This window comes from Lentzea roselyniae, assembly GCF_039537795.1.
Classification (GTDB): Bacteria; Actinomycetota; Actinomycetes; order Mycobacteriales; family Pseudonocardiaceae; genus Lentzea; species Lentzea atacamensis.
Genome location: NZ_BAABBE010000001.1, coordinates 315,250 through 333,809 on the forward strand (window position 1 = coordinate 315,250; position 18,560 = coordinate 333,809).

At 68.7% G+C, this 18,560-nt stretch carries 21 protein-coding genes; 13 read left to right on the top strand and 8 right to left on the bottom strand.

The window, feature by feature from the left end:
• Window positions 1-22: 22 nt before the first annotated feature.
• On the top strand, window positions 23-160 hold the full coding sequence (locus ABFX45_RS01580) for a hypothetical protein (protein WP_170154706.1): 138 nt from the start codon (window positions 23-25) through the stop codon (window positions 158-160).
• A gap of 161 nt (window positions 161-321) precedes the next feature.
• Here ABFX45_RS01580 and ABFX45_RS01585 read toward each other — a convergent pair whose 3' ends face one another.
• A complete protein-coding gene (locus tag ABFX45_RS01585; RefSeq protein ID WP_112226365.1) occupies window positions 322-672 on the bottom strand; it encodes a cupin domain-containing protein in 351 nt (116 codons plus the stop codon).
• A gap of 76 nt (window positions 673-748) precedes the next feature.
• Between ABFX45_RS01585 and ABFX45_RS01590 the strand changes: the two genes are divergently transcribed.
• A complete protein-coding gene (locus ABFX45_RS01590; RefSeq protein WP_211337124.1) occupies window positions 749-1,198 on the top strand; it encodes a MarR family winged helix-turn-helix transcriptional regulator in 450 nt (149 codons plus the stop codon).
• Here the strand turns inward: ABFX45_RS01590 and ABFX45_RS01595 are convergent, their stop codons facing one another.
• A complete protein-coding gene (locus ABFX45_RS01595) occupies window positions 1,199-1,777 on the bottom strand; it encodes a TMEM165/GDT1 family protein (protein WP_346127326.1) in 579 nt (192 codons plus the stop codon). It lies immediately after the preceding gene.
• A gap of 327 nt (window positions 1,778-2,104) precedes the next feature.
• Here ABFX45_RS01595 and ABFX45_RS01600 point away from each other — a divergent pair, with 327 nt between their 5' ends.
• The 4 genes from ABFX45_RS01600 to ABFX45_RS01615 are packed head-to-tail and all read left to right on the top strand — an operon-like array spanning window position 2,105 to window position 8,650.
• On the top strand, window positions 2,105-3,559 hold the full coding sequence (locus tag ABFX45_RS01600) for a cytochrome ubiquinol oxidase subunit I (protein ID WP_109630454.1): 1,455 nt from the start codon (window positions 2,105-2,107) through the stop codon (window positions 3,557-3,559).
• Between the two features lie 12 nt (window positions 3,560-3,571).
• Window positions 3,572-4,540, top strand: coding sequence for a cytochrome d ubiquinol oxidase subunit II (gene cydB, locus ABFX45_RS01605; protein ID WP_109630457.1), 969 nt, complete (start codon window positions 3,572-3,574; stop codon window positions 4,538-4,540).
• Window position 4,541: 1 nt separating this feature from the next.
• Window positions 4,542-7,538, top strand: coding sequence for a thiol reductant ABC exporter subunit CydD (gene cydD / locus ABFX45_RS01610; RefSeq protein WP_346127011.1), 2,997 nt, complete (start codon window positions 4,542-4,544; stop codon window positions 7,536-7,538).
• 5 nt (window positions 7,539-7,543) lie between these two features.
• Entirely contained in the window at window positions 7,544-8,650 is a 1,107-nt protein-coding gene (locus ABFX45_RS01615) for a GAF domain-containing sensor histidine kinase (protein ID WP_112226363.1), read from the top strand.
• On the opposite strand, the gene ABFX45_RS01620 is transcribed toward ABFX45_RS01615, so the two are convergent.
• Entirely contained in the window at window positions 8,628-9,245 is a 618-nt protein-coding gene (locus ABFX45_RS01620; protein WP_267899846.1) for a response regulator, read from the bottom strand. The two genes, ABFX45_RS01615 and ABFX45_RS01620, sit on opposite strands and share 23 nt — an antisense overlap.
• A gap of 151 nt (window positions 9,246-9,396) precedes the next feature.
• Between ABFX45_RS01620 and ABFX45_RS01625 the strand changes: the two genes are divergently transcribed.
• Window positions 9,397-9,801: a GNAT family N-acetyltransferase gene (locus ABFX45_RS01625; protein WP_233439133.1), complete on the top strand. Its 405-nt coding sequence runs from the start codon at window positions 9,397-9,399 to the stop codon at window positions 9,799-9,801.
• Between the two features lie 48 nt (window positions 9,802-9,849).
• Here ABFX45_RS01625 and ABFX45_RS01630 read toward each other — a convergent pair whose 3' ends face one another.
• Complete coding sequence (locus tag ABFX45_RS01630; protein WP_109633007.1) at window positions 9,850-10,368, bottom strand: macro domain-containing protein; 519 nt, start codon at window positions 10,366-10,368, stop codon at window positions 9,850-9,852.
• A gap of 135 nt (window positions 10,369-10,503) precedes the next feature.
• Here ABFX45_RS01630 and pheA point away from each other — a divergent pair, with 135 nt between their 5' ends.
• Both pheA and ABFX45_RS01640 read left to right on the top strand, forming a co-directional pair.
• Entirely contained in the window at window positions 10,504-11,394 is an 891-nt protein-coding gene (pheA, locus tag ABFX45_RS01635) for a prephenate dehydratase (protein ID WP_109630472.1), read from the top strand.
• Window positions 11,391-11,984 (top strand): histidine phosphatase family protein, encoded by a 594-nt coding sequence (locus ABFX45_RS01640; protein ID WP_346127015.1) that lies wholly within the window; start codon window positions 11,391-11,393, stop codon window positions 11,982-11,984. Before pheA ends, ABFX45_RS01640 begins: the two co-directional genes overlap by 4 nt.
• 290 nt (window positions 11,985-12,274) lie before the next feature.
• Here the strand turns inward: ABFX45_RS01640 and ABFX45_RS01645 are convergent, their stop codons facing one another.
• Together ABFX45_RS01645 and ABFX45_RS01650 are read right to left on the bottom strand one after the other, a co-directional pair.
• Window positions 12,275-12,625, bottom strand: a complete 351-nt coding sequence (locus ABFX45_RS01645; protein WP_112226360.1) for a metallopeptidase family protein — start codon at window positions 12,623-12,625, stop codon at window positions 12,275-12,277.
• Window positions 12,622-13,641 (bottom strand): septum formation family protein, encoded by a 1,020-nt coding sequence (locus tag ABFX45_RS01650; protein ID WP_346127018.1) that lies wholly within the window; start codon window positions 13,639-13,641, stop codon window positions 12,622-12,624. Before ABFX45_RS01650 ends, ABFX45_RS01645 begins: the two co-directional genes overlap by 4 nt.
• Before the next feature lie 192 nt (window positions 13,642-13,833).
• Here ABFX45_RS01650 and ABFX45_RS01655 point away from each other — a divergent pair, with 192 nt between their 5' ends.
• Genes ABFX45_RS01655 through ABFX45_RS01665 form a run of 3 tightly spaced genes read left to right on the top strand, consistent with a single transcriptional unit; the run spans window position 13,834 to window position 16,159 of the window.
• Entirely contained in the window at window positions 13,834-14,517 is a 684-nt protein-coding gene (locus tag ABFX45_RS01655; protein WP_346127020.1) for a hypothetical protein, read from the top strand.
• A gap of 4 nt (window positions 14,518-14,521) precedes the next feature.
• Window positions 14,522-15,685, top strand: coding sequence for a glutathionylspermidine synthase family protein (locus ABFX45_RS01660; protein WP_112226358.1), 1,164 nt, complete (start codon window positions 14,522-14,524; stop codon window positions 15,683-15,685).
• 21 nt (window positions 15,686-15,706) lie between these two features.
• Window positions 15,707-16,159 (top strand): DUF350 domain-containing protein, encoded by a 453-nt coding sequence (locus ABFX45_RS01665; protein WP_109630489.1) that lies wholly within the window; start codon window positions 15,707-15,709, stop codon window positions 16,157-16,159.
• A 26-nt stretch (window positions 16,160-16,185) separates the two neighbouring features.
• Here the strand turns inward: ABFX45_RS01665 and ABFX45_RS01670 are convergent, their stop codons facing one another.
• Together ABFX45_RS01670 and ABFX45_RS01675 are read right to left on the bottom strand one after the other, a co-directional pair.
• Window positions 16,186-16,641, bottom strand: coding sequence for a hypothetical protein (locus tag ABFX45_RS01670; RefSeq protein WP_346127023.1), 456 nt, complete (start codon window positions 16,639-16,641; stop codon window positions 16,186-16,188).
• 5 nt (window positions 16,642-16,646) lie between these two features.
• The gene (locus ABFX45_RS01675) at window positions 16,647-17,126 is read right to left on the bottom strand and encodes a hypothetical protein (protein ID WP_346127025.1); all 480 of its coding nucleotides are present in this window, start codon (window positions 17,124-17,126) and stop codon (window positions 16,647-16,649) included.
• Between the two features lie 114 nt (window positions 17,127-17,240).
• Between ABFX45_RS01675 and serS the strand changes: the two genes are divergently transcribed.
• A complete protein-coding gene (serS, locus tag ABFX45_RS01680) occupies window positions 17,241-18,494 on the top strand; it encodes a serine--tRNA ligase (protein ID WP_346127027.1) in 1,254 nt (417 codons plus the stop codon).
• Window positions 18,495-18,560: the final 66 nt, after the last annotated feature.

Here is an 18,560-nt window from a genome sequence, read left to right on the forward strand (position 1 = left end):
CGAATCCGCCGATCCCATGCCCGTGACTGCACCGGACGAAGAACGCCTCGACGACACGCAGCACCTCATCGACGAGGCCAAGCAGATCGCCCGCGAACTCCGCGAGGAAGTCCCGGACACCGAGGCCGAGCCGCCAGAAGAAGGCTCCCCGGCAAACTAGTGCCGTGACCGGCAACCTTCACCGCGTCTTCCGGCGCTCAGCAGGGCACCTCGTGACACCGGCCCCGCGCCCACAGCCAACCAGGATGAGGACGTGGGGCCGGTGCCACGATGCACCCGTCCGAACGTCGAAATACGGGGCAAAGGCTGCCGGTCACGGCACTAGAGCGACCAGGGCGGCGTGATCGTCGTCCCGTCGGCCAGCGTGCCCTTGATCCCCACCGAAGTGGCGACGAGGACCCGCGCCGGCCCGCCGGTCAGCGACAGCTCGGTGTTGGCGGGCACCACGATCACGTCACCGGGCCCGGCCGTCTGCTCCTGGATCGTCACCGACCCGGACAGCACGTAGAACACCTCCTCCTTCGAAGCGGAGTGCGGCGTCCCGTCGCCCCCGTCCGGCACATCGACCGTCCACAACGCGATCTCCGAGCTGCCCGTCGACGGCGCGGCCAACGGCCTGAACACGAACCCGCCGAACTCGTGCCGAGCAGCGGAATCCCCCGTGACCAGCAAGACAACCTCCAAAGTAGTCAACCAAGTTGTCTAACCCTAGAATAAGGTCAACCAGGTTGTCTACTAGGAGTGCGCAATGGAACCGGTGCCGATGCTGCTGGCCATGACGTACCGCGCCATGGGCGACCAGTTCCACGACCGTCTCGCGCAGATCGGCCTGGAGCCGCTCCGCCCCGCGCACGGCTACGTCTTCCGCTTCCTCAAAGCGAGGCGGGCGACGACGGTCGACATCGGACAGCACCTCGGTGTCACCAAGCAGGCCGCCGCCAAGATCGTGAACGAGCTCGACGAGTGGGGCTACGTCATCCGCGAACCGCACCCGACGGACAAGCGGGCGCAGTACGTCACGCTGACCACGAAGGGGCGTGACTACCTGAAGTTCGCCGACAACCTGTGGTCAGACCTGGAGAGTGAGATGGCGGAGGCCATCGGGCCCGACAGCCTCGCCACCATCAAGACCGGTCTCACCGCGTACCTGCAGCACGTCCACGGTGACGACCAGCCAGGACTTCGCCCCGTCTGGTGATCAGAACACCTGGACCAGCGCCACCACCGCGAACACCGAGAAGATCACCCCGGCCACCCGCTGGATCCAGTGCGTCGGCAGCCGCCCGGCAAGCTTCCGCCCCACCAGCACGGCCAGTGCGGCGACGGCGACCAGCGCCAGCCAAGCGCCGAGGCCGACCATCAACGGTGCCCCGTACCGAGCGGTGATCCCGGCCGTCGCCAGCTGTGAGGCATCGCCCCACTCCGCTGCGAACAGCACGCCGAACGACGTCAGCGCCGCCCGCCAGAACGGCACGTCAGCGCGCGTCCCAGCTTCGTCGGAAGAGTCGTCGTCACGCGAGAACCCCTCGCGCAACAGCAGGAACGCGCCCACGCCGAAGAGCAGGGCGACGACGCCGGACACCACGCGGTCCGGCAGCAACGTCAGCGCTGACCCGAAGGCCGCCGCCACCACCCTCTGCACGGCAAAGGCCGCCACGACGCCCGTGAACACCGGCCAGGCGCGGTAGCGCGTGGTCAGCACCAGGGTCGCGACCATGGTCTTGTCGGGAAGCTCGACGAGGAACACCACCGCGAAAGCGGTGATGAACGCGAGCATTGAGGTGGCCAAGAGGTCCTCCACGTCCGAATACGAGCCCGGACGGAGGCGCAACAGACCCCGACCGGGCATGCTGCAGCCCGGCCGGAGGTCTCGTTCGCCCGTACAAGACGGGTGTGGGACCGGATCTGCTCGAAGGCGGATCAGTATGTCGATCACCACGCCGGCGCTGACAGCTCGCCGGGAACTACTCCCCTCTGGCACCCAGCATCTTACCGAACGAATGTCACCCGACAGTGGTGACTTCGCGCACGGGACCTTGGTCCCGACTCCGGACAGGACCGTCGTACCTGATCGGGGCCATGATCCACACATACGCTCGTTGACGTGGACGTACTCGAACTCGCGCGGTGGCAGTTCGGCATCACCACCGTCTATCACTTCCTGATGGTGCCGTTGACGATCGGCTTGTCGCTGCTCGTCGCTGCGATGCAGACCGCGTGGGTGCGCACGGGCAACGAGCGCTACTACAAGATGACGAAGTTCTGGGGGAAGCTCCTCCTGATCAACTTCGCCATGGGTGTCGTCACGGGCATCGTGCAGGAGTTCCAGTTCGGCATGGCCTGGAGCGCCTACTCGCGGTTCGTGGGTGACGTGTTCGGCGCCCCGCTCGCGATGGAGGGGCTCGTCGCCTTCTTCGTCGAGTCGACGTTCCTCGGTCTGTGGATCTTCGGCTGGGACAAGCTGCCGAAGAAGGTCCACCTCGCCTGCGCCTGGGCTTTCTCGCTGGCCACGATGGCCAGCGCGTACTTCATCCTCGCCGCCAACTCGTGGATGCAGCACCCCGTCGGCATCGAGATGCACGAGGGTCGTCCTCGCCTCACCTCGATCTGGGCCGTGCTGACCAACAACACGGTGCTCGCGGCCTTCCCGCACACCATCGCCGGCGCGTTCGCGGTGGCTGGAGCGTTCCTCGTGGGCATCGCCGCCTGGCACCTCCACCGCAAGTCGCAGGACGAGGGCGTCTGGCGCAGCTCGCTCAAGCTCGGCACGTGGGTCGGCGTGGTCGCGTTCGCGGCGCTGAGCATCAGCGGTGACCTGCAGGGCAAGCTGATGTTCGAGCAGCAGCCGATGAAGATGGCCGCGGCGGAAGCACTGTGCCACACCGAACAGCCGGCCAGCTTCTCCATCTTCGCGATCGGCGACGTCAGCAGGCCCGACTGCGAGAACGTCAAGAGCATCACCGTGCCCGCACTGCTGAGCTTCTTGGCGCACAACGACTTCAGCAGCGAGGTCAAGGGCATCCAGGACCTCGTCCCGATGTACCAGGAGAAGTACGGGGAGTTCTACCCGGTCGACGAACGGCTGGGTGAGCTCAGCGGCAAGCCGATCGACTACGTGCCCGCGCTTCCCGTGACGTACTGGGGTTTCCGGTTGATGATCGGGTTCGGTGCCATCTCGGCCGGACTGGGCGTGTTCATGCTCTGGTTGACCCGCAGGAACCGGACGCCCACCGGCTGGTGGTTCCCGGCTCTCGGCCTCGCCGGCATCGCGACGCCCTTCCTGGCCAACAGCTTCGGCTGGATCTTCACGGAGATGGGGCGGCAGCCGTTCGTGGTCGTGCCGAACCCGACCGGTGTGGACGGTGTCTGGATGTTCACCGCGCAGGCGGTCAGCAACAGCGCCCCCGGCGAGATCCTGACCTCGCTCATCGCGCTCACCGCGGTCTACAGCGCGCTGGCGGTCGTGGAGTTCTACCTGATCCGCAAGTACGTCAGAGGCGGGATCCCCGGCGTACTGCCCCAGAAGACCGACGACGGCGCCCTGGCGTTCGCGTACTAGGGGAGAGGCGACGTGGAAACGCTCTGGTTCGTGCTCATCGCCGTGCTGTGGCTCGGCTACCTGTTCCTCGAAGGTTTCGACTTCGGCGTCGGCATGCTGCTGCCCGTCCTCGGGCGCGACAACGCCGAACGCCGGGTCATGATCAACACCATCGGGCCGGTCTGGGACGGCAACGAGGTGTGGCTCATCGTCGCGATCGGTGCCACGTTCGCGGCCTTCCCCGGCTGGTATGCGGCGCTGCTGAGCGCCGCGTACCTGCCACTAACGTTGTTCCTCGTCGCGTTGATCGGCCGCGGTGTCGCGTTCGACTACCGCGGCAAGGTCGAGTCGGTGCGTTGGCGCAAGGCCTGGGACACCGTGATCATCGTCGGCTCGTGGACCGCGACCCTCTGCGTCGGCCTGCTGATCTCGACGACGGTGCTGGGCCTGCCGATCGACGCGAACGGCGACCGCGTGGGCTCGGTCTTCGCGGCGATCCGGCTCGACACGGTCGTTGGCGCGCTTGCGTTCGCGGGCTACGCGTTGGTGCACGGCGCTGTCTTCACCGCGCTGAAGACCGAGGGCGAGATCCGCGAACGGGCACGCCGCGTCGCGCTGACGCTGGCGCCGGTGGCACTGCTGCCGCTGGTCGCGCTGCTCGCGATCGTCGCAGGCATGTGGGCCGGCGTGGTCGTGTTGGTTCTCGCCGCCGCGATGTGGCGGTTGCTCAAGAACCGCGACGGCCAGTCGTTCGCGTTGATGGGACTGGCGATCGCGGCGAGCGTCGCGATCCTGTTCGGCGCGCTCTACCCGAACGTCCTCCCGTCGACGCTGAACGACGCCTGGTCGCTCACGGTCGCCAACACCGCCTCCAGCCCGTACACACTGCAGGTGATCACCTGGGTCGCCGCGTTCGGCACGCCCGCCGTGCTCATCTACCAGGGCTGGACCTACTGGGTGTTCCGCAAGCGCATCGGCGTGCGGCACATCCCGGTGAACTGAGATGAACAGAGGCCCGCTGGGCGCACTGCCCCAGCTCTCGAAGAACGCCAGGCGCGCCCTCGTCGGGGTGGGCGCGCTGGCGTTCCTCAACGCCCTCGCGCTGGTCGCCCAGGCGGTCGCACTCGCCGGTGTGATCACCGGCAACACCGGTCTGCTGCCGCTTCTCGCCGTCGCGGTCGTCGCCCGTGCCGGCCTCTCCTGGGCCACGGAGTCGGCCGCTGCCCGCGCCGCCGCCGGTGCCAAGGAGGAGTTGCGCACCCAGTTGCTCGCCAAGTCGTTCGAGCGCGGGCCGGCGTGGATCGCCGAACGCGGCACGGCCGAGCTGTCGGTGCTCGCGACCAAGGGCCTGGACGCGCTCGACGCGTACTTCACCCGCTACCTGCCGGCGCTGGTCACCGCAGTGGTGGTGCCGCCGCTGGTCGGCGCGTGGATCCTCTTCACGGACTGGCCGTCGGCGATCCTGATCGCGGTCACCGTGCCGCTGATCCCGCTCTTCGCGGCGTTGATCGGCTGGTACACCGAGAAGCGCGTGCAGAAGGCCGCGGACGTCACCGAGCTCCTGTCGGCCCGCCTCCTCGAACTCCTCCGTGCGCTCCCGGTCCTGACGGTGTTCGGCCGCGCCAAGCAGCAGGCCACCGCCGTCCGGCAGATCGGCGAACAGCACCGCAAGGCGACGATGGGCACGCTCAAGATCGCGTTCCTGTCCGCCCTGGTGCTGGAGATCGCCGCCTCGTTGTCGGTGGCGCTGATCGCGGTCGGTGTCGGCGTCAGGCTGGTCCACGGCGACATGACCCTGATGACCGCACTGGTCGTGCTGATCCTGGCGCCCGAGTGCTATCTGCCGCTGCGGGCAGCGGGCGCCGCGCACCACGCCAGCGAGGACGGTCTGGAAGCCGTTCGCCGCGTCGCCGAGGTCGTCGACCACGAGCCCGGCACCCGGCCGGGCCTGCCCGGCGGGGCCGTCCACGTCGACAACCTGCGCGTGCTCCGGCGTGGTGGCTTCGCTCCCGACGGCCTCACCTTCGACGTGCGGCCGGGCGAGATCCACCGGCTCGAAGGTGCGAGCGGCGCGGGCAAGTCGACGACGTTCCAGGTGCTCCTCGGCTTCCTGGAGCCGACGGACGGCACCGCGTTCGTGGCCGGCGACATCGCCTACGTGCCGCAGAAGCCCGCGTTCGCCGCCGCCACGCCGCGCGCCGAGCTGGAACTGACCGTCCCCGGTGCCGAGGACATCGAGGAGGTCGCGCACGAGGTCGCGGCTGAACACCTCCTCGACCGCCGCATCACCGATCTCTCGACCGGTGAACGCCAACGCGTCGCAGTCGCGCGCGCCCTGCTGAGAGTGCGCCACGGCGCCACGGTGTTGTTGCTCGACGAGCCGACCGCGCACCTCGACCCGGTGACAAGTCGCAAAGTCGACAAAGCGATCAAGAGAGCAAGCGCCACGGCCGCTGTCGTGCTCGCCTCGCACCGCGACAAGGAGTCGGACGAGGACGAGACGATCGTCAAGATCGTCACCGAGGAGACGCAGCAGGAACGTCCGAAGCGCCTCCCGATCCCGTGGAAGGGCGCAGGGCTCGGGGTGCTCGCCACGCTGGCCGGCATCGCGCTGACAGCACTGGCCGCGCACCTGATCTTCCGCGCGTCGGAGCAGCCGCCGATCCTCACGCTGACGGTGCTGGTCGTGGGCGTGCGGACGTTCGCGCTGAGCAAGGGCGTGCTGCGCTACCTCGAACGCCTGGTTACACACCACGAGGCGTTCAAGCTCGCCACCGACCTGCGTGCCGAGCTGTGGCTGCGGCTCGTCCGCACCCAGCGCCGTGACGGCCTGCGGCGGCTCGTCGAGGACACCGACACGGTTCGCGACCTGGTGCCGCGCGTCCTCGTGCCGCCGGTCGTGGCCATCGGTGCGGGCGTCGCGACCACGATCCTGTTCGTGTTCATCGACCCGGTTGCCGCTCTGACGCTCGGTGGCCTGCTGCTCGCGGCGGGTCTGGCCGCTCCGGCCGTCGCCGTCTGGACCGAACGCCGGGCCAGCACGAAGCTAGCCAGAGGTCGCCGCAAGATCGCCCGCGACACGATCAACGCACTCGCCGCCGCACCGGATCTCATCGCGCACGACGCCCACCACCGCCTGTTGGCGCAGCTCCACGCCGAGGACGTCGAGCTCGCGGGGGAGACCCGCAAGCAAGCGTTTGGCACGGGCGCTGCCACGGCGATCGTCCTGCTCGCGACCGGTGTGGCGGCCCTCGTCTGCGCCACGACCGGCAATCCGGTGCTGGGCCTGGTCCCGCTCGCCCTCGCCGAACCATTGGCGGCGTTGCCGCTGGCCGCTCAGCAGCGCAAGGCGTTGCAGGAGGCCAGCGCACGGCTCCAGTTCGACGCTCCAGAACGTCCGGAAGCTCCCAGGGGCAAGCGGGTCCGGCTGGAGAACGTCGACGTCCGCTGGCCCGGCGCGACCGAGCCGACGCTGAAGGACCTCCACCTCAACATCGAGCCCGGCACGCACGTCGCGATCGTCGGACCGTCGGGCAGCGGCAAGTCGACGCTGTTCGCGCTGCTGCTGGGCTTCCTGCCGCCGGAGCGCGGCATCGTCGAGCTGCCGCGCGCGACCTGGTGCCCGCAGGAGCCGATGCTGGTCAGCACGACGGTCCGGGAGAACCTGCGGATGTCGGGCCCGCACGACGACGAGGAGCTGCGGGAGGCGTTGCGCAAGGCCTGCCTGCCGGAGTGGGCGGACCGGCTGGACACGGTGATCCGCCCCGACCAGGTGTCGGGCGGTGAGGCGCAAAGGCTCGCGCTGGCCAGGGCGTTGCTGCACGACGCCGACGTGGTGCTGCTCGACGAACCCACCGCGCACCTCGACGAACCCACCGCGCGGAAGCTGTTGGAGCAGCTCAGGCAGGACAACCGGACGATCTTGCACATCACCCACCGCCCGGACGAGGCGGCTAGGGCGGACCTCGTGCTGGACCTCGGCACGCCCGCATACCGTTGAGGACCATGGACCCCTCCTTGGCGCGGCGCGTGCTCGTCGCGTCCACCGAGATCACGTCGGCGGCGCTGGAAGACCCGGAGAACGTGCTGAGGCTCGTGGTGGAGGCGGCCGCGGAGATCGCGGACGCCGACCTCGGCCTCGCCATGCTCGCCACGGCCGACGACGACGGCACCCTCACGGTCGAGGCGTCCAGCGGCGAACCGATCGTCGCCACGCTCAGCCCGCGCAGTGCCGCCGCGAAGGCAGCGCGCACGGGCGTTCCGGTGATGGCCGACGACGTGACGAGCGACCCGCGCACCGCTCCGTACGTGCCGCAGGCGTTGCGGAGCTACGGGCCGTTCGCGGTGGCGCCGTTCGGCACGTCGGACCGCAAGATCGGTGCGCTGGCCGTCTACCGCAGGCGCGACAAGCCGCCGTTCACACAGGAGACGGTGGACGTGCTGACGGCGTTCGCGGCTCAGGCGGGCCTCGCGGTCGTGCTCGCGGAAGGCTTCACGGCACGGCAGCGCGTCGCGGTCTACGAGGAGCGCGAACGCATCGCCCGCGACCTGCACGACGTGATCATCCAGCGCCTCTACGGCGCCGGCGTGCAGCTCAGCCTGCTGGAACGACGGCTGGGCAAGAAGCTCGACGCCTCGCAGCGCGCCAGGATCGAGGAGGCCGTGGAGCTGGTGGACGAGACGATCGCCGAGGTCCGTGCGACCGTCCGCAAGCTGCGCAATACCGACCCCGCCGGCTCCGCCGATCTGCTCGACTCGATCAACGCCGAGGTCCGCACGGCCGGTGAGCTCCTCGGATTTTCGCCGCGCCTGCACGTGGCCGGCGATCTGGCGAACGTGCCGCGCAAGCACGCCGACGACGCACGGGCGGCATTGCGCGAGGCGTTGTCGAATGTCGTGCGGCACTCAGGAGCGACGCACGTGCAGATCGACGTACGGCGCGATGAGCGGCACCTGGTGCTGCGAGTCGCGGACAACGGGTGCGGCATCCCGTCCGGTGTGACTCAGCGCGGATTGCGGCATCTCGCCGAGCGGGCGAAGTCCGCGAGTGGCGATTTCCGGGTCGTGAGTTCGCCGAACGGGACGACGCTCACCTGGTCCGTCCCCGTTTAGCCACCCAGGCGGCGGCTTGCGTGCGCCGTTCCATGCCGAGTTTGGCGAGCACGGACGTCACGTAGTTCTTGACCGTCTTCTCCGCGAGGAAGAGACGTTCACCGATCTGGCGGTTTGTCAGACCCTCTCCGATGAGCTCCAGCACGCGCTGTTCCTGATCGGTGAGGCCGACCGGGGCCGGATTGCGCATCCGTTCGAGCACGCGCGCCGTCGTCGCGGGGTCCAGAAGGGACCGTCCAGCCGCGACCTCCCGCACGGCCGTGACGACGTCCTGGCCGCGAACCTGCTTGAGCAGATAGCCCGACGCCCCGGCCATGATGGCCCCGACCAGTGCCTCCTCGTCGTCGAAGGCGGTCAGCACGAGACAGCGGATGCCGAGATCCCGCAACGACCGGCACAGGTCGACGCCACTGCCGTCGGGCAGCTGAACGTCCACGACGGCCACATCGGGTGGTGTCTTCCCTGCCCGGGTCACCGCCTCGTCGACCGAGCCGGCCTCGGCGATGACGGAGATGTCCTCCTCGTCGTCCAGCATCTCGCGCAGCCCCCTGCGCACCACTTCGTGATCGTCAACCAACAGAACGCGCACTGGCACGAATCCACCGTACGTCGAATGGCTGTTCACGAGTACGCCTCGGATTGAGACAGTTCTTGGCATGGCAGAAGGCTCGGTACGACCGGTCGAGGAAGCAGATCGCATAGTTGTCGCCCGATTGGTACTGGAGCTATGGGGAGCACACACGGCCGTGGCGCACGGCGAGGTGTTCTTTCCCGCGAGTCTGCCGGGCTTCCTCGTGGAGAAGCAGGGGCACGTCCTGGGTCTGCTGACCTACGCGGTGGCGAACAACCAGCTGGAGATCGTGACGATTGACGCGCTGCGGCGGGGCCGCGGCGTCGGCACCGCGCTGGTCGACGCCGCGGTTCGCCAAGCGCGCACCCTCGGCTGCACTCGGGTGCGCCTCACGACGACGAACGACAACCTCGACGCGATCCGCTTCTATCAGCGGCGCGGGTTCAAGCTGTCGGCGTTGAGGCCGGACGCCGTGCGGGAAGCGCGCAAGCTCAAGCCGGAGATCCCCGCGGTTGGGGATTACGGCATCCCCATCACAGATGAGCTCGACCTGGAGCGATGGGTCGCCCCCAGGCAGTAGTCCACAGGTGTCCACACCCTTGTCCACAGGGTTGTGCACAAGTGCCGGTCACACGTGGAGCGGGTTGAACGCCTCGTCCCACGCGGCCGCGACCTGATGCGCGCACGTGGACGGCGCGACGCCTCCCACCCCGGTGCCGAGCCCCGGCATCGCGATGGTGCGGACGGCGTCGCGCACGAGCGTGCCGTCCTCCAGGCGACCTTCGAGCCAGAGCCGCAGAACGGCCCGCGCGGCGAGGTACGGGTGGACGGTGTCGACCGGCAGCCGCTCACCGGGCAGCCGCATCGTCGGCGCGCTGATGAGCCACGCTGGCTCGGTCTCGCCCGTCGCCACGATCTGCGCCTCGCCCACCGGCAGCTCACCACCGTGCAGCGCGAGTACCGCACTGCGAACGTTGTTCTCGACGTGTGGGAACGCCGTGGCGTAGACGGCGTCGATGCCACCGCGCATCCAGCCCTGGGAGTTGGCCGGGCTGACGATGGCCTGCGCGTGGATGTCCAGCACGGACCCGCGATGCACCCGCACTCCGGTGCGTCCGTCCGCGACGGCGAGCCAAGCGTTCGCCATCGGTTCGTCGACCGCGCACAACACGAGTTCTGGCGCTAGAGCGGGCACGCCCCAAGCATTCCAGTTCGAACGGTCCTGACGGAACCCAGGTTTGGCCGCTGACACACGCGTGATGTGCGCCTCTAGGCTGACGCGATGCCGCGCATTGCGTACTTCGGACCACAAGGGACCTTCACCGAGCAGGCCGCGCTTCGCTTCGGCTCCGAACTCGTCCCGGTGGACACGATTCAGCTCGCCATCGCCTCGGTGCGCAAGGGCGAAACCGAGTTCGCGTGCGTGCCGATCGAGAACTCCGTCGAGGGCGCCGTGCCCGCGACCCTGGACGCCCTCGTGCGCGACGAGCCGGTCGTGGCGGTGGCCGAGACGGTGCTGGACGTCCGCTTCAGCGTCCTGGTCCGTCCGGGCACGACGGAGATCAAGACGATCGCGTCGCACCCGCACGCCCTGGCGCAGGTCCGCGAGTGGATCGCCGACTCGCTGCCCGGCGTCACCTCGATCGCCACGTCGTCCACCGCGGCCGCTGCGGCCGCCGTCGAACGCGGAGAGTTCGACGCCGCCGTGACCGCCCCCGTCGCCGTGCACCACTACAAGCTGGACGAGTACGCGACGGACGTGCTGGACGTGGCCGACGCACGCACCCGCTTCCTGCTGCTGCGCCGACCGGGCTCATTGCCTGAGCCGACCGGAGCAGACCGCACGAGCGTCGTCGTGACCACCCCGAACCGCGTGGGCGTGCTGTCGGAGCTGCTGACCGAGCTGGCGTTGCGTGGCATCAATCTCACCGGCCTCGAATCGCGCCCCACGAAGGGCAAACTGGGGGAGTACCGCTTCTACATCGACGTTGAGGGGCACATCGCAGAACCGAGGATCGGTGACGCGCTGGCCGCGCTGCACCGACACTCGCGCGAAATCAGGTTCCTCGGGTCCTTCCCGAAGGCCGACCACGAGCCCGTAGAGGCTCGCAACGACGAGTTCGCCGCAGCTGCCACCTGGGTCGATGCTGTCAGAAAGGGCGAACGCGGGTGAGGTTGCTGCTGGTCAGGCACGGTGAGACGGCGTCGAACATCGAACGCAAGCTGGACACGGCCATGCCAGGCCCTCCGCTCACCGAACTCGGCCACAAGCAGGCCCGCGAACTGGCCGACACCCTCGCCGGCGAAGAGATCGTCGCCGTCTACGCGAGCATCGGCCTGCGCGCCCAGCAGACCGCCCTCCCCACCGCCGAACGCTTCGGCCTGCCCGTGCAGATCCTGGACGGAATCCACGAGATCCAGGTCGGCTCGCTTGAGGGCCGCAACGACATCGAGGCTTACAAGACCTACCTGGACACCGTGATGCAGTGGGCCGAGGGTGCGCTGGACGTGCCGTTCCCCGGCGGCGGCGAGACCGGGCAGCAGGTGCTGGACCGGTTCCTCGGCGCCATCGAGAGCATCCGCCAGGACGGCACGGTCATGGTCGTGACCCACGGCGGCGCCGGCCGGATGGGCGCGCTCGCGCTGGCGGACAACGTGCCGGTGGAGCTGGCCGAGAACCTGCTGCCGAACACCGGTGTCGTCGTGCTGGAGACCGAGGGCGACGGCTGGGTGTGCCGGTCGTGGGCCGGCGTCGAGGTCTAGCCGCGCGATCTACGGCGGCTCGGAGCCAGCTTCGGAAGCCCTTGCGCTCCCGGACTCGATCGCCTTCGGCTGCTTCCGTTCCGAGACCGCTCGGACGGGCGCCGGGTCACGTCACGCGCGTCAGAAAGCCACGTCCGCCAAAGACCCGCCGAACAGGGTTGCCCAGCACGCCATCCGAGCACACTCCACCTGCGCCAGCCCCGAGTTGCTGACGGCGTCGTGTCTCAGTCGGATCGCTGGCGTCAGCGGAGGGTGCAAGAGTCAGCCGTCCAGCGGGCGGGCGTCGAAATCTAGCCCCAGCCCAGCTCGTGCAGCCGCGCGTCGTCCACCCCGAAGTGGTGCGCGATCTCGTGCACCACGGTGATGATCACTTCCTCCACGACGTCTTCCTCCGAGTCGCAGATGTCGAGGATCGCCTCGCGGTAGATGAAGATGTGGTCCGGCAGCGAGCCGCCGTAGTCCGTGTTGCGCTCGGTCAGCGCGATCCCCTGGTACAGCCCGAGCAGTGACGGCTCGTCCGGGTTGCGGTCCTCGACCAGCACCACCACGTTGTTCATCGCGTGCGTGAACTCGGGCGGGACCAGATCCAGGGCCTCCTCGACCAGCTCGTCGAAGCGCGCCCTGGTCATCTCGACGGTCATCGGTTCTCGCTGGTGGTGGTGGGCGCGCTCGACGACGGCTTGTCGGGCTTGCCCGAGTCGGAGGGCTTGCCCGACTCCGACGGCGGCTTGCCGGACTCCGAGTGCAGCGGGGCGCCGGTGGGCTCGTCCTGGGGCCTCACCGAGGTGGTCTGGGGCGGGTTCGCCGTGGTCAGCGGGGCGCCGTTGGGGTTGCGGACGCTGTCCTTCCACGCCACCAGGTTGTTGCCCTGGGGGACGGCGCCGATCTTGCAGTTGGCCTTGCGGGAGCCGACGGCCCAGCTCTTCTCGGAGCGGGTGTCCCAGGTGACGAGCAGGCCCTTGGCCTTCAGGTCGGCGCCGCCGGTGTACTCGGCGGCGATGGCCGCGCACTTCTCCGACATGATCGCGTCCTGCTTGTCGATCGCCAGGAACTCGCCCTCGGGGTGCTGGACGACGCCGACGATCTCGAACGCGTGCGGCTGGGCACACTCCACCGGGTCGCCGACCGTGTTGCCCTCGCCGAGGGCCAGGCAGATGCCGGGGTCGTAGACGTTCGACTGGTCCTGGGTCCTGGCGCTGCCGTACGACGGCAGGGCGGCCCCGGACGGCGCGGTGACCTGCAGGCCGCAGCGGATCTGGCGGTAGCCGTCCGACCAGCGCTTCTCGTCCGGGTTCAGCGTGCTGACGCCGTACTTGCCCTCCGGGTCGAGCTTGCCGGCCATGTACGTGGTGGCCGCCTGCGCGCAGTGCTCCTGCGAGATCTTCTCCCAGGCCTCGGCGTTCGGGAACGGCGCATCCTTGGGGTACGCGGTGGTGATGTCCGCGGTGCCGGTGACCTCGAAGCGGTGGGCGGCGCCGCAGTCGACCTTCTGCGCGTCGGAGAGGTCCTTGCGCTCCCAGTTCAGGCACTCGCCCGCGTTCGCCTGGTAAGCCGCGTTGACGAGCTCACGCTTGGTGCTGAGCGGGCCTCCTGCCAGCACGGACGTGAACGCGGACAACATCAACAGGGCGAACGCGCCGACGAATGCGCCAACCATCACAAGCCGCGTGTCGCGGATGTGACCTGATCGACTCAACCAACCGGCGCTCGGAGACATCTCATCCATGATGCCCGTGCTGTGTGAGACGGCTGTTCGCCGGGTTGGGTGGAGTGTTGCTATTAGGACACTCGTCACTCAATCGGCCATCGTTCAGCCGAATCGCTCGGTACCTTGCCCGCGGGAGTGGTGATGACTGACAACAACGTGCCAGGACCTGGCCAGCCGACGCCCCAACCTGGGCGACCGTCGGGACCGCACGGCCAGCCGCAACAGCCGTACCAGCAGCTGCCTCCGCAGGTGCCGGTACCGCAGCCAGGGCCCCACCAGCCGGGTCCGCCGCCCGCGCCGGCGAAGGGCAAGGGCAGCGTGCGCCAGCAGCAGGCCGGCCTGACGCAGCCTCGGCAGCCGACGGTCGCCGAGCAGCGCGCTCGTGCCGCCGCGTTGAAGGCGCAGCAGGAGCGGTTCGCCGCCGAGTCCGCCGCGTTCGAGAAGCGCCGCAAGACGCGCAAACGCCTGCTCATCGGTGGCGGTGTCACCGTGGGCGTCGTCGCGCTGGTGGCGATCTGGTACGCGGCCGCGAGCCCGAAGAACGTCACGGCGCAGTGCACGGACCAGAACAACGTCATCGTCGACGACGACTACTGCGACGACACCTACTACCGCAGCCACGGCGGGTACAGCAGCGGCGGCTTCATCTACATCGGCAGCAACTCGTACCGCTACAACTACGGCGGCTCGGGCGCGGTCGGTCAGAAGGTGAGCGGCGGCAGCTACACGGTTCCCAAGGGCGCCAACGTCACCACGAAGTCGGGCACGTCCATCCAGCGCGGCGGGTTCGGCATCAGCAGCGGCTCGAAGAGCAGCGGAGGCTGAGCAGTTGCGGCGTGAAACCTCGCAACCGCGGCCGAACTGGCAGCGCACGGTCTCTGACCAGGGATTGGTCTTCGGCCTGCCCGCGAAGTACGCGAACGGCGCCGACCGCCCCTACTGGGACGAGTCGGTGCACTACGTGTTCGAGATGAGCGAGATCCTCTCGCTCGAAGCCGATGTCGAGCTCCTCCACTCCATGTGCCTCGACGCGGTGGACAACGTGGTGATCACCGAGCGGTACCGCGACTTCGGCATCCCCGAGTGGGTGTGGCCGCACATCGCCGAGTCGTGGCGCCGCCGCGACCCGAACGTCTACGGCCGCTTCGACCTGCGCTACGACGGGTCCGGCCCGGCGAAGCTGCTCGAGTACAACGCGGACACCCCCACGTCACTGCTGGAGGCCGCGTACATCCAGTGGTACTGGAAGACCGACGTCTTTCCGGACGACGACCAGTGGAACTCGCTGCACGAGCGCCTGGTCGAGCGCTGGACCGAGATCGGCGCCAAGCTGCCCTCCGGTGAGCTGCACTTCAGCTGGTCGAGCGCCGACCCGTCCGGCGAGGACCACCTCACCGCCGCCTGCCTGCAGGAGACCGCGGCGGAGGCCGGCCTGAACACGGTCGGCATCTCGATGGAGGACATCGGCTGGGACACCCTGCTCAACCGGTTCGTCGACCTCGAAGAGGTCCCGATGAACACGGTGTTCAAGCTCTACCCGTGGGAGTGGGTGGTCGAGGAGCAGTTCGGCCGCCACGCCGTCGAGTCGCTGCCGGGCACCCTGTGGATCGAGCCGCTGTGGAAGATGCTGCTCTCCAACAAGGCGCTGCTCGCGATCCTGTGGGAGATGTACCCGGGCCACCCCAACCTGCTCCCGGCCTACCTGAACGACCCCGGCATGCTCACCGAGTACGTGCGCAAGCCCCTGCTCGGCCGTGAGGGGTCGAACATCCAGATCGTCGCCCCCGGCTACGAAACGCAGACCGGTGGCGTGTACGGCAAAGAGGGTTTCGTGTACCAGCTGTTCGATCCGCTTCCGGACTTCGACGGCTACCGCCCCGCGTTGGGCGCCTGGGTCGTCGGCGACACGTCCGCCGGCCTCGGCATCCGGGAAACAGTCGGCCTAGTGACCGACGATGGCGCGGCGTTCGTGCCGCATCGAATTGTTGAGTAAGACTCCGAAAGGGAACAGCAAATGATGTACAACCTCGCGTTGGACCCCGGCTTCGGTTCAGCCATCGGCCGGGGCATCGGCGCGATCGCGCTGTACGCCGTCGTCGGTCTGGTCCTCATGGTCTTCGGCTTCTACGCGATCGACTGGACGACGCCGGGCAAGCTGTCCGCCCTCGTCCGCAACGGCGCCCCGAACGCCGTCATCGTGACCGCCTCCGGCCTCGTCTCGATGGCGCTGATCGTCGTCGTCGCCATCTACAGCTCGGCCGGCAAGCTCGACGAGGGCCTGCTCTCGTCCCTGATCTACGGCCTGCTCGGCATCATCGTGCAGGTGGCGGCCGTGCGGCTGCTGGAGTGGGTGACCCGCCTGGACATCGGCGCGCTGATCGAGTCGGACCGCTTCGCCCCGGCCTCGGTCGTCGTCGCCTCCGCGCACGTGGCCCTCGGCCTCGTGGTGGCCGTCGCCATCATCTAGTCACACGTTTCCCAGGAACCCGGTGCTCACGTGGCATCGGGTTCCTGCCTTTTCCGGGACCTCCAGTTCTGCCAGAAGTGCTGCACGCCCAGCCCGAACAGGAACAGGCCCGTCAGGAACACCCAGTAGGGCCACGCGATGTGCCAGCCCTTGTTCGTCTTGACATACACCTCGTCGTCGTCACCGACGTCGTACGTGCGATACAGGTCGCCACGGCTCACCGGCTTGGGCAGCCGCGCCTGCACCGAGGTGCGGGTCACCGTGCGGTCGTCGCTGGTGAACGTGCCGTCGGGGGAGAAGCAGTTGGAGGTGACTCCGCTGCAGTCGGGCTCGCCGGTGACCTGGTAGTAGCCGGGGATGCCGTGGCCCCCTGCGATCTTGACCGACCTCACCAGCGCCGGTCCGCCGAAGACCATCAGCAGCAAACCGACGATGGTTCCGGCCCACCTGACCAGGCGGTTCTTGTACCAGAGCTCCAGCACCGCACTCACCTGCGCTTCCGCTTGAGCCAGAAGTACCTCGACCCGCCGCCGAGGATTAACAGCCCCACCACGAGGCCCAGGAACGGCAGCGCCACCGGCGGCCCGTTGCTGCCCACCTTCGTGTACACCCGGTCCGGCTTGCCCAGGTCGAACGCCGGAATGCGATCACCGTGCCGCACCGGCTGGGGCAGCCTGTTGCGCACGTGCACGCCGGTGCGGACCACCTTGCCGTCGTCGCTCGTGAACGTGCCGGTGCGGCTGTAGCAGGTGCCGCGGGAGGGCTGGCAGTCGAACGACGTGTCCTGGACGACGTAGGTGCCGTGGACGCCGTCCTCGGCGATGACCCTGATGGCGAACGGCATCCCCCACCCGGCGATGACCAGCACCGCGATGCCGACGAGGATCGCCAAGCCGGCGCGCGTGTCGCGCACGGCCTCATCGCGGAACTCGGCGGCGTTGGGATCGGGCAGAAACCTGTCCCGCAAGCGGACCTCCCCTGTGGCGTCCACCCTCCAACGCCGTCGCGCCATCGTCCGTTGAACAGGGCGGACGGGATATCCGCGTGAAGGACGCAACGGACGGGGACTACCCTTCTCCGGGTGATTGACCTCAAGGTGTTGCGCGAGAACCCGGAGATCGTGCGCGCTTCGCAGCGCGCCCGTGGCGAGGACGAGGGCGTCGTCGACTCCCTGCTGTCCGCTGACGAGCGCCGGCGGACCGCCATCTCCCGCGCGGACACCCTGCGCGCCGAGCAGCGGGTCCTCGGCAAGGAGGTCGGCAAGGCCAAGGGCGACGAGCGCAACGCCCTGCTCGTCAAGGCCAAAGACCTGGCCGCAGAGGTGAAGACCGCCGAGGCCGAGCAGGCCGCCACCGCCTTGGAGGTCAACGAGCTCCTCGCCAAGATCCCGAACCTGGTGCACCCGGATGCGCCGGTCGGTGGCGAGGACGACTTCGTGGTCCTCAAGACCGTCGGCGAGCCGCGCCAGTTCGACTTCGAGCCGCAGGACCACCTGGACCTGGGCACGAAGCTCGGCGCGATCGACATGGAGCGCGGCGCCAAGGTCGGCGGCAGCCGGTTCTACTTCCTCAAGGGTGTCGGCGCGCAGCTGGAGCTCGCGCTGCTCAACATGGCGGCGCAGCAGGCCACGGCCAACGGCTTCCAGCTCATGATCACGCCGACGCTGGTGCGGCCGGAGATCATGGCGGGCACCGGCTTCCTCGGCGCGCACTCGAGCGAGATCTACCACCTGCCCGCCGACGACCTGTACCTCGTCGGCACGTCGGAGGTGCCGCTCGCCGGTTACCACGCCGACGAGATCATCGACGGCGAGAAGCGGTACGCGGGCTGGTCGTCGTGCTACCGGCGCGAGGCCGGGTCGTACGGCAAGGACACCCGCGGCATCATCCGCGTGCACCAGTTCAACAAGGTCGAGATGTTCTCCTACGTCCGCCCCGAGGAGGCCGAGGCCGAGCACGCCAGGCTCCTCGCGTGGGAGGAGGAGATGCTCGCCAAGATCGAGGTGCCCTACCGCGTCATCGACACGGCCACGGGTGACCTCGGCATGTCGGCGCACCGCAAGTTCGACTGCGAGGCGTGGGTGCCGACGCAGCAGAAGTACCGCGAGCTGACCTCGACGTCGAACTGCACCACGTTCCAGGCGCGCCGGTTGAACGTGCGCTACCGGGACGAGAACGGCAAGTCGCAGATCGCCGCCACGTTGAACGGCACGCTGGCGACCACGCGGTGGATCGTCGCGATCCTGGAGAACCACCAGAACGCCGACGGTTCCGTCACCGTCCCGGTGGCCATGCGTCCGTTCATGGGCGGCCAGGAAGTGCTCAAGCCGGTGTAGTCAGGCCTGCCTACATCCTGTGCCTGTAAGTGACCTGTAAGGGCGGCTGCAGCCGACTTGGAGGTG